Here is a 14,780-nt window from a genome sequence, read left to right as displayed (position 1 = left end):
TGGTGAGCGGTCGTCGGGTCACCTCTCCTGGTCGGGTCCGGACGGCCCTCCCCTGGAGTGCTGGCGTTCCCGCACACCGGACCGAACGAGGAGCAGAGGAGCAACCGTGACCGACCCGGCGTCCATGCAGCAGGAGATCGCCCGGGATCTCCAGGTGAGCGCGTCCTTCGACGCGCGGCGGGAGATCGAGCGCCGGGTGTCCTTCCTCGCCGGCCAGCTGACCTCCACGGGCCTGCGCTCGCTGGTGCTGGGCATCAGCGGCGGCGTGGACTCCACGACCGCCGGGCGGCTGTGCCAGCTCGCGGTCGAACGGGTCCGCGCCGAGGGGCACGAGGCGACGTTCTTCGCGATGCGGCTGCCCTACGGCGTCCAGGCCGACGAGAAGGACGCGCGGCTGGCGCTGGAGTTCATCCGTCCCGACCGGGTCCTGACCGTCGACGTGAAGCCCGCCAGCGACGCCGCGCTGGCGGCGCTGCTGGCCGGCGACACGGTCTTCCGCGACGAGCACCACCAGGACTTCGTGCACGGCAACATCAAGGCCCGGCAGCGCATGATCGCCCAGTACGCGGTGGCGGGCGCGCACGAGGGCCTGGTCGTGGGCACCGACCACGCCGCCGAGGCGGTCTCGGGCTTCTTCACCAAGTTCGGCGACGGCGCGGCCGACGTGGTCCCGCTGACCGGCCTGACCAAGCGGCGCGTGCGGGCCGTGGCGCAGGCGCTGGGCGCGCCGCCCGAGCTGGTCGGCAAGGTCCCGACCGCCGACCTGGAGACGCTGAGCCCGGGCAGGCCCGACGAGGAGGCTCTCGGCGTCGCCTACGAGGAGATCGACGACTTCCTGGAGGGCGAGCCGGTCGGCGAGGCCGCCTTCGAGGCCATCGTCCGCCGCTACCGGCTCACCGAGCACAAGCGGCGGCTGCCGATCGCCCCCTGAGCCGGCCCGGCCGGTGCTCCGGCTCATCGATCGGCCGTCGGCGCGGTCACGATGTCCCAGAAGTCGGCGTAGCGGCCGCCGCGGCGCAGCAGTTCGTCATGGGTGCCGTCCTCGACGATGTGGCCGTCGTCGAGGAAGATGATGCGGTCGGCGCGCCGGACGGTGCGCAGCCGGTGCGCCACCATCACCACCGTGCGCCCGGCCATCAGGTGCTGGATGCCCTGGTGGACGGCGGCCTCGTTGACCGGGTCCAGGGCGGAGGTCACCTCGTCCAGCAGCACGATCGGGGCGTCCTTCAACAGCGCCCGGGCGATCGAGACACGCTGGCGTTCCCCGCCCGACAGCAGCGCGCCGCCCTCGCCGACGCCGGTCGCCCACCCCTGGGGCAGGCGCCGGACCACCTCGTCCAGCCGCGCGGCGGTCGCGGCCGCCCGCAGCTCGGCGTCGGTGGCGTCCGGGCGGCCCAGCCGCACGTTCTCCTCGATGGTGCCGTCGAACAGGTACACGTCCTGGAAGACGATGGCGATCTGGTCCATCAACCCCCGGGTGCTGATCTCGCGCACGTCCACCCCGCCCACCCGCACCGCGCCGGCGTCCACGTCGTAGAAGCGGGCCAGCAGTTGCAGCAGGGTGCTCTTGCCCGCCCCCGACGGTCCGACGACGGCCAGCCGCTGCCCCTCGGGGATCGTCAGCGACAGGTCGTCGAACACGGTGCGGTCGCCGTGCCGGAAGGTGACCGACTCCAGCTCCAGGCCCTGGTGGGCGGGCTGGACGGGGTCGGCGGGCTCGGGCAGCGGCTCGGTGCGCAGCACCTGGTCGAGCCGGTCCAGCTCGGCGCGGGCGGCGCGGAGCTTGCCGCCGAGGTCCGACAGCGACAGCAGCGGGTCGGCGCAGCGCGCGGCCAGCACCAGGATCGTCAGCACCTCGGCCGCGCCGATGGCGCCGCCGAGCGCCAGGTAGGCGGCCAGGGCCAGCAGCACGGTGAACGCCGCCTGCACCACTAGCGTCAGGCCCACCGCGCCGGGCAGGGTCGCCAGCGTCTGGCGGCGCGACACCTGCTGGACCTCCCGCAGCGCCTCGTCGAGCATCCCGAAGCGCTCGCGGGTGCGGCCGCCGGCGCGCAGCACCGGCTGGGCCTGGAGGAACTCGATGACGCGGCCGGTGGCCTGCTGGTCGCGGGCGTGGCGTTCGGTGTCGGTGGCGGCCGTCGCGCGGGCCGTCCACCGCTGGGTGGCCGCCACGACCGGCGCGGCGGCCAGCGCGGCCAGTCCCAGGCGCCAGTCGAAGGCCAGCATCACCACCACGATCGTCGCCGGGGTGACCAGGGCGGAGATGAACGGGGCCAGCAGGTGGGCGATGATGCTCATCGCCTGGAGCAGGCCGCGGCCGGCCAGCACCGACACCTGCCCCAGGCGGTCGGTGTGGTACCAGCCCAGAGGGAGCTGGGCCAGGTGGTCGCCCAGGCGGTGGTACATGCCGCGCAGCAGCGTGGTCCCCACCCGGAACCCGGCCAGGTCGCCGGCGTAGCGCAGCGCCGCGTAGGCCGCCACCGCGGCCCCCAGCGCCCCCATCCACGGCCAGGCGTCCGCGGGCGCGTCACCCAGCAGCGCGCGCAGCACCGGGACCAGCAGGGCGTAGGACAGGCCCTCGGCGATCGCGGCGGCGGCCATCAGCGCCACGGTGCCGCGCACCGGGCGGGCGTGCTGGTCGCCCAGCACCCGGAGCAACGTGCCGATCATCGGGTCACCTCCGTGGAGATCGCGGTTTGCTGGGAGCGCCAGAACGCGGCGAACCGTCCGTCGCGGGCCAGCAGGTCGGCGGGGGCGCCGTGCTCGACGATCGCGCCGTCGTCCAGCATCACCACGGTGTCGGCGTCGGCGATGGTCTCCAGCTGGTGCGCGATGACCACCAGGGTCCGTTCGCCCCGCAGGGTGGCCAGGGCGTGGCGCACCGCCTGCTGGGTGTGCGGGTCGGCGAAGGCGGTCGCCTCGTCCAGCACCAGCACCGGCGTGTCGGCCAGCAGCGCGCGGGCCAGCGCGATCCGCTGCGCCTCGCCCCCCGACAGCCGGGCCTCCTCCCCCAGCACCGTGTCGTAACCGCGCGGCAGCTCCAGGACGCGGTGGTGGATGTGGGCCAGCCAGGCGGCGCGCTCCACGTCCTCGCGGCTAGCGTGCGGCACCGCCAGCGCGATGTTGTCGGTGACCGAGGCGTTCAGCAGCCGCACCTGCTGGAACACGAACGACACCCGCTGGTACAGCTGGCGGCTGCCCAGTTCGCGCACGTCCACCCCGCCCACGGTGATCGATCCCTCGGTCGGGTCGAAGAAGCGGGGCAGCAGCTGCACCAGCGTGGACTTCCCGCTCCCGGACGGGCCGACGATCGCGGTGACCGTTCCCGGCTCCAGGGCCAGGTCGATCCCGCGCAGCACCTCGTGATCGTCCTGGTAGCCGAACCTGACCCCGCGCAGCTCCACCCGGTGCCCCCGGGGCGTGGCCGGGTGCTCGGGTTCGGGCAGCGGCGGCACCGCCAGCACCTCGCGGATCCGGTCGAGGGCGCGCCGGGCGGCCTGGAGGTCGTCGAACCCGTGGCCCAGCGCCGCCACCGGCGCGGTCAGGCCCAGTCCGAGCAGGACGAACGGCAGCAGGTCCGAGGGGGCCAGGGAGCCGTCGGTGATCAGGACGGTGCCGCCGAGCAGCACCACCAGCAGCACGAACGGCGGCGACAGCGCCAGCTGCATCCCGGCGGCGATCGGCGACATGCCGCGCGCCCACCGGGCGAAGACGCCGACGAACTCCTCGGTGGCGGTGCGGAAGCGGCGGTGGGCGCGCTCGGCGCCGCCGAACGCCTTGACCACCGCGATGCCCTGCACGAACTCCACCGCGGCGGTGGCGATCTGGGCCATGGCCGCGTCGAACCGCCGCTGCTCGCGCAGCCGGGCCGGCAGCATCAGCAGCGGGACCAGCAGGATCGCCAGCACCACCGGGATCAGCGTGATCAGCGTCAGCCGCCAGTCGACGGTCAGCAGGTAGACCAGCGACACCAGCGGCACCACGAACGCCGCCACCAGCTCGCCGGGGGCGTGGGCGATGAACGGGTGCACCGCGCTGACGTCCTCCCCCACCACCTTGGCCAGCTCACCGGTCCGGCGCCGCGACAGCCAGCCGATCGGCACCCGTCCCAGCCGCGCCGCCAGTTGCCGGCGCAGCGCCAGCTGCACCCTGCCGTCCAGCAGATGCCCGATCCCGGAGGAGGCGGCCGTGAACAGCAGCCGGACCAGCAGCCCGGCCGCGCCCACGACCACGACGGTCCGGACATGGCCGTGGTCGACCGGGCCGGGCGCCAACAGCGCGCGGCCCAGCTCCACCACCGCCAGCAGCGGCGCCAGCCCCGCGACGGCCCCGACGACCTGCGACACCACCACGGCCGCGAAGCCCCATCCATAGGGGCGCAGCAGCCGCGCCATACTCTGTCCCGCCTCGGAATCGGCGTCCGGCGGCGGTGGGGACTGCTGTCTCGCCTGAGCGGCGGCGTTCATCGTCTTCTCGTCTTCGTCGAATTCGTCACGACCGGGCATCCGGTCGCGCCGAGGGTGGATGAGGGCGGCGTTCGGGTTCTCCGGCCGTGGACGGCGGTCTCACCCGGCCAGGGCGCGGCGCAGGGCGGCGGAGAGTTCGGCGATCTGCCGCTGGGACACCTCGGCGGACAGGATCGCCTGCGAGCCGTGGAAGGTACCGGCCCACTGGTGCAGCTCCACCGGCACGCCCGCCTGCAACAGACGGACCGCGTAGTCGATGTCCTCGTCGCGGTTCGGGTCGAACTCGGCGGTGGCGACGTAGGCCGGTGGCAGGCCGGACAGGTCGGTGGCCCGCGCCGGGGCGGCGTACGGCGTGGCGGGTCGTGAGCCCAGGTAGTGCCGCCACATGGCGGCGATCGTGTCGTGGTTCATCCATGGCGTGTCGGTGAAGTTCCGCGCCGACCACGTCTGCTGCCGGTCGTCGAGCCCAGGCTGGTTGAGCAGCTGGAAGCGGATCGGCGGCCCCTGCTCGTCGCGGGCCCGCAACGCCATCGCGGCCGCGAGGTTCCCACCGGCGCTGTGCCCGCCGACCGCGATCCGTTCGGGGTCGACGCCGAGTTCGACCGCGTGCTCGACCGTCCAGGCCAGCACGGCGTAGGCGTCGTCCAGGGCCGCCGGGAACGGGTGTTCGGGAGCCCGGCGGTAGCCCACCGAGACCACCACCGCGCCGGAGTCGTCGGCGAGCCGGGCGGCCCACAGGTGCTCGGTGTCCAGGTCTCCCATCACGAACCCGCCGCCGTGCATCCAGACGAGGGCGCCCTGCGCCTGGTGCGGGCGGTAGATCCGCACCGGCACCTCCGGATCGGCGGGCACCACGCGGTCCTCGACCTCCAGGCCCGCGACGTCCGGCGTCGGCCTCGCGGCGGCCAGCCCGGCGAGGTGCTTGCGCGCGGTGAGCGGGTCGTTCAGGTCGACCTGCGGAAGAAACGGGATGAAGGCTTCCAGCTCGGGGTCCATGCCCCCATCCTCCAGGTCCCGCCCCCGGCGATCATCCGCCATTCGTCGGGCATCCCGCCCCGATAACGCGCCGATCGGCGCGCCGGGCGGCCTCTATGCTGATGCCATGGAGGCCCTGGCCGAACGGCTGTCACAGCTGGACTCGCACGTCCAGGGCGCGATCCGCGTCGTGGCGTTCTATGACACGTTGATGCGTCGGCGGGTGGACCTGCCGGCGCTGGCCCGGGCCTCGGCGGGCCTGGCCGAGTGCGTGGCCGGGATCGGGTTGCACGGCACCGGGCGGACCATCCGCATGGCCCCCGACGGCACCTCCGCCCCCGCCCCGGCGGCCCCCGCCTCCAGCACCGCCCCCATCACCCTGGACGACGAGCAGATCGGCACGGTCTGGCTGGAACGCTGCGGCCCGCCCAACCCCCTGGACGAGGTCCTGCTGGACCGGCTGGCCATCGCCACCGCCGCCAGCGTCGAACGCTACGGCCCGGCCCGCACCACCATGGCCGACCCCGCCCTGGTCGAACTGGTGATCAGCGCCGACAGCGACGAGGCCGCCCGCGCCCGTGCCCTCCGCCTGCTGGGCTTCGCCGCCGACCTTCCCGTCCACGTCGCCGCCGTCCACACCCGGCTCCCCCTGGACCGGCTCGGCACGCTGATCTGCCCGTCCCGCCCGGTCAAGGCCGCCCCGCTGGCCGAGGTGGGCGTCATCCTGGCCACCACCCTGGACCCCGCCGGGTTCCCTCCCGGCGTGCGCGCCGGCATCGCCTCCACCCCCCGCCCCGACCGCTCCTGGATCGACGCCCGCACCGCCCTGCGCTTCACCACCGCGCGCCAGCCCGTCCTGCACCACCATCACCTGGGCGCCCTGGCCCTGCTGGGCGACCTGCCGCCGCACACCCTGCGCGCCAACCCCGACGTCATCGCCGTCGCCCACCTGGCCACCGTCCCCCAGGACCTGGACACGCTGGAGGCCTACTGCGCCACCGGCTCCCTGCGTCGCGCCGCCGACCTCCTCCACCTGCACCACAGCAGCGTCGCCCGCCGACTCGACCACATCAGCAAGACTCTCGACATCGACCTCACCCAGCCCGCCGGCCTGACACGGGCCAAACTCGCCCTCACCGCCTGGCACCTCCTCGACAACTGAGGGACCGTCTCCGGTCCCCCGCAAGGTCGTTGGAGTGGAGCGAGGGCGGCCTTCTCGCAGGGCCCGATCCCACCACCAGGCGATCGAGGGGATGGGCGGCGGACCGGCGGGGGCGCGGTCTGGGTGAAGGTGACGCTGGTGGCGACGGCGCCGGGGTGGCGGCCGTCCCGCAGGCCCCGTTCCAGGTTGCCGAGGATCAGATGGGGCAGGTGCTCGATGTAGCGGCACAGCGGTCGGCTGGCGCCGGGAAGGACCTGCTCGCGCAGTTGGAGGAACCGCAGGGTGAGCTGGTCGCACAGCTCGACGGTCCGTTCCAGTGCCCGCGGCCGTTCCAGGTGCCGTTCGGCGCGCAGGATGTCGGGCAGGTTCAGCCGGCAGCGCGAGGGGGTGGGCGCGCGGATGGCCTGCCACAGCTCCTTGCCGTAGTAGAACAGGTCGCCATCCAGGGCGGCGGTGATGATGGCCACCTCGGTCAGCGCGCACACGGCGGGAGCATCCACCTCGGCGGCCGGGACTTCCTCCCCGTCGATGATCTCGGCGCAGGCGAGGCGGCAGTTCGACTTGGACCGCCGCCTCTCCGGGGCCGGCGGTGCTGTCGCACCGGACACCGACGGTCACGTGATCACCTCACCCGGGGCGCCGGGTCGGGCTCAGCGGCAGCCGGCGCCATGAACAGCACGGTGCTGCCCGCGGGCAGCGTCCGCCCGGCCGGTTCGACCGGAGCGCCGGTGGCCCTGGTGAACAACCATCCGGGCGGATACAGCCGCAGCGTCTCGCAGACCACCCGTCCGGTGCGGCCTTCCCGGGCCACCTCGTCGGCGATCTCGGCATCGCTCAACCCGCCGTCGGCGTGGCGCTGGGTCGCCAGCATCGTCGACAGCAGGTCGCCCTGGTCCCGGCCGGTGCGCCGGTACTGGGCGATCAGGGTGGCGACGCTGCGATCAAGGTCGGCCAGCGCGCGGTCGAAGCGCCGGTTGGCCGCCATCGGCAGGCGCAGCAGTGACGGCGGCAGGAACATCCACCGGAACAGGTAGTCCAGGATCGTCTCCACCGACCGGTGCACCCTGTCCACCACGCCGGTGTCGGCCCGGGTGGAGAACAGCGTGTCCAGTACCGCGTGCAGCGCGGCCTCATACAGCGCCGGGTAGGCATCGACCACCTGCCCGTCGCGCCATCGGTCGGCCAGCACGGCACCACCACCGGCAGGGCAGCGGCCTGGTTGCCCAGCGCCCCCGCCCAGTCAACGCCGCCTGGTTGGGCGACCACCGCGCCGTGCGCCGCCACGGCACGGCACGGCCAAGTCAAGAAGTGGTGGCGCAGGTGTGGCATTTTCGTGACGCGCTGCTCCCTGGCCGATGAGGCACTTGGACGAGCAGGCCCGGCATCCCGGCTGGGCGGCGGGGGAAGGCAGGGCTAGCGGGTGAAGTAGACGCGGACGGTGGTGGCCTGCGGGATGGTGTGGATGCGGACCAGGTCGGCCAGCTGGTTGACCAGCAGCACGCCGCGGCCGCCGGGGGTGTCCGGTGGCACGGGGCGGCGTCCCACCAGCGGGTCGGTGAGGTGGCCCTGGTCGGAGACGTCCAGGACCAGGTGGGTGGGTTCGATCCACATCCGCAGGGTGCCCGTGCCGCCGCCGTGGATGACCGAGTTGGAGATCAGTTCGCTGATGGCCAGCTCCACGTCCAGCACGCGTTCGGGGTCCAGCCCGGCGGTGACGGCGTGTTCGATGGCCAGCGCGCGGGTCCGCTCCAGGGCGTCCCGGTCGAACGGCAGCGTCGTGGCCTGTCCGGGGGCGGGGTCGGGCAGCGGCTGGTTGTAGGCGGCCACGATCGCGTCGGGCGCGTAGCGGTCGCTGGGGGCCTCGCCGTCGGCGTCGATCAGCACCGGGTGGGTGGCGGCGGCGTCGGCCACCACCCGCTCGTCCAGCCCGTCGAGGTCGTAGGGGCACAGGATCGCCACGTCGCGGCCGGTGAAGGCGTGGTTGATCAGCGCCTCGTGCTGGGCGCAGGCGGGGTACTCGCTGGCCGAGCGGCCCGGCCAGATCGGCTCGCCGATGATGCGAACGCGGGCCTGGGGGTGGCGGTCGGCGAAGGCGCGCAGCACGCCGGGGATGATGCGGCCGGGGTTGCGGCCGGCCCGCGTCATGTCCAGCAGCGTCACCGCGTCGGCCGTCGCGCCCAGCTCCTCGCGCAGGGCCTGGCTCAGGGGCTCCAGCCGCCAGGTGGGAACCGCCACCGCGACCGGTTCCCCGGCCCGCACGCCGTCGACGACGAACGGCACGGTGCCCGCCAGGTACTGCTCCAGGCCGCGGTAGAACAGCGCGGGATGCCAGAACGGGTCGGCGGGACGGGAGGCGTGAGAGGTCGGGACGGTCACGGCGCGAGCACCTCGATCCCCGGGGTGTCGGGCCACATGACCTGCAGGATGCGCCGCAGGGCCGGAGGCGGGCTGTGCAGGACCACTCGGCCGGTGGGGGCCAGGCGATGGGCGACGGCGGCGACCGCCGCGGCGCCACCGGCGTCCACGCTCACCAGCTGTGACAGCTCCAGATGCACCACGGTCACGTCGGTGCCGTTACCGGTGGGGGGCAGCTCCGACAGGGTGGACTCCCAGATGTCACGAGTGAGCACGTTCACCTCCCCGACGGCGCGTACGCCGACCAGCTCGGTCAACGGCTGCACGCGCAGGCCGGACACAAGAACCCCCTCGGGAGTGAACGGGGACGAGGCTGATTGGGGTCAGCGTCAAACATTACCGAGCATCAAGCCTCCGCAAGTATAGGGGGAGGCCACGGCTGTTCCCGCCAGAACCAGACGATCGGGAAGCCCCGGAAGGACCGGGTCGGCCCTCACCCCCTGCGCTCCGGGGCTGAGGCGTCGAGCCCGGCGAGGAGGATCTTCAGACCGGAGTGGAACTCGGCCTGAGGGTCGCCGGTGGCCGCGTGGGCCGTCTCGATCAGCCTGGGGAACCGCCGTGCCGGAAGATCGGCCATCCGCGCGGTGATGGCTTCGGCGTCCCGGCCGGCGACGAGAGGGCCGGTGAGCTCGGCCTGGGCGAACCCGGCGATGAAACCGGAGACCACGCGGAAGGCGGCCAGCAGGTCTGCTCCGGACCTTCCGCTGTCGGCGAGGGCCTGCAACAGGGCTTCGGTGGGGACGAGCGCGTCCTCGTCGAGGCTGCGTGCGGTGAGGATGAGGGGAATGGCGTTGGGGTGCGCGCGCACGGCGCGCCAGATGGCCTCGGCGATCGCCTTCACCCGCGTCCGCCAGTCGCCCGAAGGGTCGTCGGGCCAGTGGGCTTGGGCCATGACCGCGCTGGTGACGAGGCGTTCGAGTCCTTCCCGGCCGTCGACGTAGTTGTAGATGGTCATGGGGCCGGTGCCGAGCCTGGTGGCCAGGGCGCGCATGGTCAGCCCCGTCAGGCCCTCCTGGTCGATCAGCTCCAGAGCCGCGGCCTGCAACTGCTGGTGGGTGAACTTGCGCGGTGCCGGCATGGGTTCCTCTACTTGATTACGTACAAGGTACGTGTTTAACTCTCCCCGTTCACGTACAAGGTACTTGATCGAGGGGATCATGATGACACGCACCTCCTTCACCTCCGGCGGCGACCGGTGCGCCGCCTGGCTCACCGTTCCCGAGGGCTCCGGACCGCATCCGGTCGTCGTCCTGGTGCACGGCGGCGGGGCGACGCACGAGATGATGCTCGGCCAGTACGAGAAGTGGTTCTCCCAGGCGGGCCTGGCCGTGCTCGCCTTCGACTTCCGTCATTTGGGCGAGTCGGGCGGCGAGCCGCGCCAACTGGTCAGCGCGCGCCGGTACGCCGAGGACATCGACGCGGCGCTGGAGTTCGCCCGCTCGCGGCCCGAGCTGGACGCCGGGCGCGTCGCGCTGTGGGGGACCTCGTTCGGCGCCAGCCATGTGGTGGCCGCGGCCGCCCGGCATCCGACGCTGTCGGCGGCGGTGGTGCAGTGCCCGGTGCTGAGCGGACGCGCCGTCGCCCTGCGGGCCGGCCTGCGGCACCTGGCCCGGCTCACCGTCCCGATCACCTCCGACCTGGTGCGGGCCTCGCTGGGGCGGTCGCGGCGGTACGTTCCGCTGGTGGGCCGCCCCGGCGAGCCGGCCTTCGTCAACCAGCCGGGCGCCCTGGAGGGCTGGCGGTCGGTGTGCCCGCCGGGCTACGAGTTCGACAACCGCGTCACCGCCGCCTCCGGGCTGGGGATGCTGTTCTACAACGCCGCGGCCCGAGCCGCCCGCGTGCGGTGCCCGCTGCTGGTGTGCCAGAGCGACCGGGAGAACCTGGTCGACACCGCGATCGCGGAGAAGGTCGCCGCCACTGCGCCGCGCGGCGTGCTCAAGCACTACGACGCCGACCACTTCACCGTCTACCATCCGCCGCTGGTCGAACGGCTCGTCGCCGACCAGATCGAGTTCCTCACCACCCACCTGCGGGTCCGTTCGTGAACCGGCGGGACTCCACGGAACGCATCGGCGTGCCGCCGCGCGCGGCGGCATGGACGGCTGGACACCGGACCGGCCGGTCGATCGACGAGCGGCAGCTCTCGTCCGCGCGGATGGACCGGCGGTTGAACCCGGAGTCGGGCGGGGAACGCGGTGGCCGGGGTGCTGTCGCCTCCGTGGGCACGCCCTCGCCGGTGCTGGGAACACATGGCGCCTGGACGGATGGCGCCGGGCACGGGGCGCGCCCACGGAGGCGGCCGACCAACCGGGCGCCGGGTGCCGGACGCCGATCCCGATCCCCTCACCTGGGCCGCGTCGCTCCGGGCCGGTTGGTCGACGCCCAGAAAACTAGTCCGGTCGGCCGGTGCCCGCGTGCCGGATACGACCAGCGGTTGCGGCTTCGCGACGAACGGCCGCAATGGTCCTACCGGCCCTTCACGCGTGACGGACCGGCGAGGTGCCATCCCGCCGCTCCGCGCCCTTCGGACCCGCTCGGCGGTGCGCGTCACATGCCACCGGTCCGGCTGTCGTCCAGTGCGAGGCGGGCCGGTTCCGTGCGGGAGGCGAGGCCGGGCTTCCGGTAGGCGTTGGACAGGTGGTGCCCGACGGTCCCCGAGCTCAGGAACAGGTGGGCGACGATGTCCTGGATGTCCTGGTTGGACAGGCCGGTCGCCGCGAGGCGGGCGATCTGCTGTTCACGCGGGGTTGAGGTCGGCGAGGGAGCCGGGCGTCGGCACGGCGCGACTCTCGCCGACGGCGATGAGCGCCTCGGCCCGGGCGCGGTCGGCCCAGGGGCGGGCGGCCAGGCGCTCGAACGTCTCCGAGGAGGAACGTAGCGGAGCGCGAGCGTCGACGCGCCGCTGCGCCCTGCGCGGCCATTCGCCGTACAGGAGCTCGGTACGAGCGCGTTCCCGGTGGAGACGCAGAACGCGGAGGTAGTGCGTTTCGGCGTCGTCGAGCAGCGCCGCGCAACGCGCCACGATGGCCTCGGCCCAGGGGCGGTCGAGCGAGAACACCCAGTTCAGGTACCACCGGAACGGTTCGCGCGGGCGTCCATACGTTTCAGGGCGGCCGCGATGACGGCAGCCGGTCCAGGACGGCGTCGGGACGGCCCTCAGGTTCCTCGCGCGGGTCGCCTCCAGGAACGGGTGGGGACGTCGTCGGCCTCGACCAGCAGCGCGTGGCATCGCCGCGTGCCCCCTTCGATCGCCGCGTGCCGTGCCAGGACGATCGCCGGGCCGTCCCGCCGGGCGCAGCCCCTCGCCCGCGGCGGTGAGCGCCTCGGCGTGCCGTCCGTGGTGCAGGTGCGCGATGGCGGTCAGCGCCAGCACCTCGGGCGGGACGCCGATCGCCCCGACAGTCGGCAGTCTCGTTCCAGGTCGGCCGCCAGCGCCTGGGCCGTGGCGAAGTCGCCGAGCAGCACGTGCCACCGGACGGTCATGGCGCAGTGGCAGTGCCGCCGACGGCGAGCCGATCGAACGCAGTCGCGGCCCGGGTCAGGTCCGCGGACCCCGTTCGGCGACGGTGCCCGCCGCGTGGATCAGCCGCCGGTTCGCCTGCCACCCGTCGCTGGTGTCCAGCAGCGCGTCGAGCCCGGCGACCTCGGCGGGCAGGGCCGGGCCGGGCTGGTCAGGTGCACAGCCACCTCCTCCAGCAGGGACGCCGCGCGGCGGGACCGGTCGGAGGTCAGGACGGCGGCGCGTTCGTAGGTGCGGGCCACCGCCAGGTATCCCCCGCGACGTCGCGCTTCCCCGGCGCTGTCCTCCAGCGCGGCGGCGACCTCCTTGTCCGGCCCGATACCGGCCGCCGCCAGGTGCCACGCCCGCCGACCGGGTCGCGGTGGCGGGCCAGGATCTCCGCCAGCGCCCGGTGCACCGCCAGCCGTCGCGCGGTGTCGGCCTACTGGTAGACGGTGGACTGGATGAGGGGACGCCGAAACGTCAGCCGTTCCCCGTCCAGCCGCGCCGCCGTGTCCAGGACCATCGGCAGCGTGCCGGTGTCGGCGACCGCGGCGACCAGCAGGACGGTCCAGGTGCGGGCGGGGCCTGCCAGGCCCCGACGGCGAGCGCCTCCTGCGCGCCGCACGCGAGGCATGCACCCACACACTCCGCGCCCGCCCCTCCACCACCCGCGAGAAGGGCTCCTGACACGAGCGCAGGATCGAACGGCTTCCTGCGTAGCCTCCGCCTCAGACTCAGCCCCGGCCGCAGGTCTTGGCCGCGGCCGTGAACGTACCCGGCGACCCGGACTCGGTCACCGCCGCGAAGACGGCACCGGTCTCTCGGGCGGCGATGAGGATACGAGTGACGGCGACGGGCGGGACGACCACCAGTCAGATCACCTTGAAGAACCGTTCCCGGCGGGCCTCGGGACTATGACCCATGGGTGAGAGCCCCGCCACCGGTACCGTGCGCGGACCCACATGCCGATCCGAGATCGGCAGTCATGCCGACACCATCCGCCCAGGCGGGTGACCGACGCAGGCGATCGTCATCATCGAACGCCGCAATTTCACAGATGACTCGCAGACCCAGCGTGATCATGCGTGTTAATGCCAGGCCTCGTGATCGCCACCCCTGATGCCCGCACCGCCGCGATCGCCTCGTCAGCAGCGCCGAACCGCGTACGAGGCGATGTATGACATGGCCTCGTGCTGGCGGCGACTTAGCCCGTGGCCACGGCCGATGCTGGCTCAAGTCCTGACCGGCCGTTCCGCCATGCTGCTGAACGCCGTCCCTCCACTGCTCGAAGCCATCCTCGCGCCGAGTCCCCGGTGCCGACCGCAATGCGGAACAGCGTTGCCAACTTGGATTGCCTGCCATGTCCCCGGCGGCCCGGTCGCCTACCTCACGATGTGACCGCACCACCTCACCTGGGCCGGGCCAAGTCACCGGCAACAACCCTGACAGGCAAGGCCGTGATGAAGGCACGCGAAAAGGGATGGCGTGACAGTGAAGGCAAGCACGATCATCTAGTGAGCCTGACTGGTGACACGACGGGGGACGATTGCAGACAAAGATCATCGTGCAACACGTGAGCCTGGGTGCCGAGCGGCATCGAGTGATCCGTCCCGCCAAGCCGTTGAACAACGCGGCACTCCACGACCACGGCTTCAACCACTACGACATGTATGTCGACCGCGCGGATGGGCGACGGGCCGGCACACTCTGGCTGCTCGCAGCACGTTCCCCGCGCTCAATGGTGTACCTGCCAATGCGCGCCACTCCGCATCCCCCTGACATCGGCTGCGACTGGTTTCCAGAGGGGCCACTCGACCTGGTGCTGCTACACCACTCGTTGCAGTTTCCGCCCTCGCGCTGGAAGCGGGTACGCGAACGGATCACCAGAGCCAACACCCCTCGCGAACTCCGAACCGCAGGCGTACCGGACAGCGACCTCCCTACCGATGAGGAGGTCAATTATCCGGCCTTCAGCTACCAGGAGAACAGAGACGTCCTCCGCCAGCACAGGTACGCAGAGACCCTTTTCTTGACCGGCAGCGCCGCCGCTTTCCGGGAAGCGGCCCGCCATTTCTTCGCCGTTGCCAAACATGGCCCGCCGGCCGCAGCACGTGACTCCCTCTACCTCTCGGTCGGATGCAACTACCACGTTTGTCGCCAGTTCTACTGGCCGCACATCGACCCCCGCGGCAATCGGGAGATTCACTTTGCGTACTGCCCCACCTGGACACTCCGACCGCCAACGAGCACGTCCCGATCC

Annotated in this window: 16 protein-coding genes; 4 read left to right on the top strand and 12 right to left on the bottom strand. The window is 72.9% G+C overall.

The window, feature by feature from the left end:
* Window positions 1-124 precede the first annotated feature (124 nt).
* Window positions 125-931, top strand: coding sequence for an NAD(+) synthase (gene nadE / locus AKI01S_RS13195; protein ID WP_174567382.1), 807 nt, complete (start codon window positions 125-127; stop codon window positions 929-931).
* Window positions 932-954: 23 nt separating this feature from the next.
* Here the strand turns inward: nadE and AKI01S_RS13190 are convergent, their stop codons facing one another.
* The 3 genes from AKI01S_RS13190 to AKI01S_RS13180 form a co-directional block, all read right to left on the bottom strand.
* Window positions 955-2,670: an ABC transporter ATP-binding protein gene (locus AKI01S_RS13190; RefSeq protein WP_067815841.1), complete on the bottom strand. Its 1,716-nt coding sequence runs from the start codon at window positions 2,668-2,670 to the stop codon at window positions 955-957.
* The gene (locus tag AKI01S_RS13185; protein ID WP_083999480.1) at window positions 2,667-4,394 is read right to left on the bottom strand and encodes an ABC transporter ATP-binding protein; all 1,728 of its coding nucleotides are present in this window, start codon (window positions 4,392-4,394) and stop codon (window positions 2,667-2,669) included. The genes AKI01S_RS13190 and AKI01S_RS13185 overlap by 4 nt, the downstream gene beginning before the upstream one ends.
* 171 nt (window positions 4,395-4,565) lie before the next feature.
* The gene (locus tag AKI01S_RS13180) at window positions 4,566-5,462 is read right to left on the bottom strand and encodes an alpha/beta hydrolase (protein ID WP_157419814.1); all 897 of its coding nucleotides are present in this window, start codon (window positions 5,460-5,462) and stop codon (window positions 4,566-4,568) included.
* Between the two features lie 106 nt (window positions 5,463-5,568).
* Here AKI01S_RS13180 and AKI01S_RS13175 point away from each other — a divergent pair, with 106 nt between their 5' ends.
* Window positions 5,569-6,603, top strand: a complete 1,035-nt coding sequence (locus AKI01S_RS13175) for a helix-turn-helix domain-containing protein (protein WP_067815833.1) — start codon at window positions 5,569-5,571, stop codon at window positions 6,601-6,603.
* Window positions 6,604-7,225: 622 nt separating this feature from the next.
* Here the strand turns inward: AKI01S_RS13175 and AKI01S_RS13170 are convergent.
* From AKI01S_RS13170 to AKI01S_RS13155, 4 genes are all read right to left on the bottom strand, one after another.
* Window positions 7,226-7,792: a cytochrome P450 family protein gene (locus AKI01S_RS13170; protein WP_067815830.1), complete on the bottom strand. Its 567-nt coding sequence runs from the start codon at window positions 7,790-7,792 to the stop codon at window positions 7,226-7,228.
* Window positions 7,793-8,016: 224 nt separating this feature from the next.
* Complete coding sequence (locus tag AKI01S_RS13165) at window positions 8,017-8,979, bottom strand: sensor histidine kinase (protein ID WP_067815827.1); 963 nt, start codon at window positions 8,977-8,979, stop codon at window positions 8,017-8,019.
* A complete protein-coding gene (locus tag AKI01S_RS13160) occupies window positions 8,976-9,299 on the bottom strand; it encodes an STAS domain-containing protein (protein WP_067815823.1) in 324 nt (107 codons plus the stop codon). Before AKI01S_RS13160 ends, AKI01S_RS13165 begins: the two co-directional genes overlap by 4 nt.
* A gap of 152 nt (window positions 9,300-9,451) precedes the next feature.
* Entirely contained in the window at window positions 9,452-10,096 is a 645-nt protein-coding gene (locus tag AKI01S_RS13155) for a TetR/AcrR family transcriptional regulator (RefSeq protein WP_067815821.1), read from the bottom strand.
* An 82-nt stretch (window positions 10,097-10,178) separates the two neighbouring features.
* Here AKI01S_RS13155 and AKI01S_RS13150 point away from each other — a divergent pair, with 82 nt between their 5' ends.
* A complete protein-coding gene (locus tag AKI01S_RS13150; protein ID WP_218009662.1) occupies window positions 10,179-11,063 on the top strand; it encodes an alpha/beta hydrolase in 885 nt (294 codons plus the stop codon).
* A gap of 502 nt (window positions 11,064-11,565) precedes the next feature.
* Here the strand turns inward: AKI01S_RS13150 and AKI01S_RS52785 are convergent.
* The 5 genes from AKI01S_RS52785 to AKI01S_RS50435 form a co-directional block, all read right to left on the bottom strand.
* Complete coding sequence (locus tag AKI01S_RS52785) at window positions 11,566-11,709, bottom strand: LuxR C-terminal-related transcriptional regulator (protein ID WP_245681604.1); 144 nt, start codon at window positions 11,707-11,709, stop codon at window positions 11,566-11,568.
* Between the two features lie 46 nt (window positions 11,710-11,755).
* The gene (locus AKI01S_RS52780; protein ID WP_067815817.1) at window positions 11,756-12,076 is read right to left on the bottom strand and encodes a hypothetical protein; all 321 of its coding nucleotides are present in this window, start codon (window positions 12,074-12,076) and stop codon (window positions 11,756-11,758) included.
* A gap of 302 nt (window positions 12,077-12,378) precedes the next feature.
* Window positions 12,379-12,501 carry a hypothetical protein gene (locus AKI01S_RS54240; RefSeq protein ID WP_281186073.1) on the bottom strand — a complete coding sequence of 41 codons (123 nt, stop codon included), beginning with the start codon at window positions 12,499-12,501 and terminating at the stop codon, window positions 12,379-12,381.
* 99 nt (window positions 12,502-12,600) lie between these two features.
* A complete protein-coding gene (locus AKI01S_RS50440) occupies window positions 12,601-12,780 on the bottom strand; it encodes a hypothetical protein (protein WP_157419812.1) in 180 nt (59 codons plus the stop codon).
* A 179-nt stretch (window positions 12,781-12,959) separates the two neighbouring features.
* Window positions 12,960-13,145, bottom strand: coding sequence for a hypothetical protein (locus AKI01S_RS50435; protein WP_067815811.1), 186 nt, complete (start codon window positions 13,143-13,145; stop codon window positions 12,960-12,962).
* Window positions 13,146-14,093: 948 nt separating this feature from the next.
* Here AKI01S_RS50435 and AKI01S_RS49115 point away from each other — a divergent pair.
* Window positions 14,094-14,780, top strand: a 687-nt coding sequence (locus AKI01S_RS49115; RefSeq protein WP_174567381.1) for a hypothetical protein, incomplete at its 3' end; no start/stop codon positions are given.

Source organism: Actinomadura kijaniata NBRC 14229 (assembly GCF_001552175.1).
GTDB lineage: Bacteria > Actinomycetota > Actinomycetes > Streptosporangiales > Streptosporangiaceae > Spirillospora > Spirillospora kijaniata.
The sequence above is the reverse complement of the archived record's forward strand: the minus strand, read 5'-3'. Positions and strand labels throughout refer to the sequence as shown.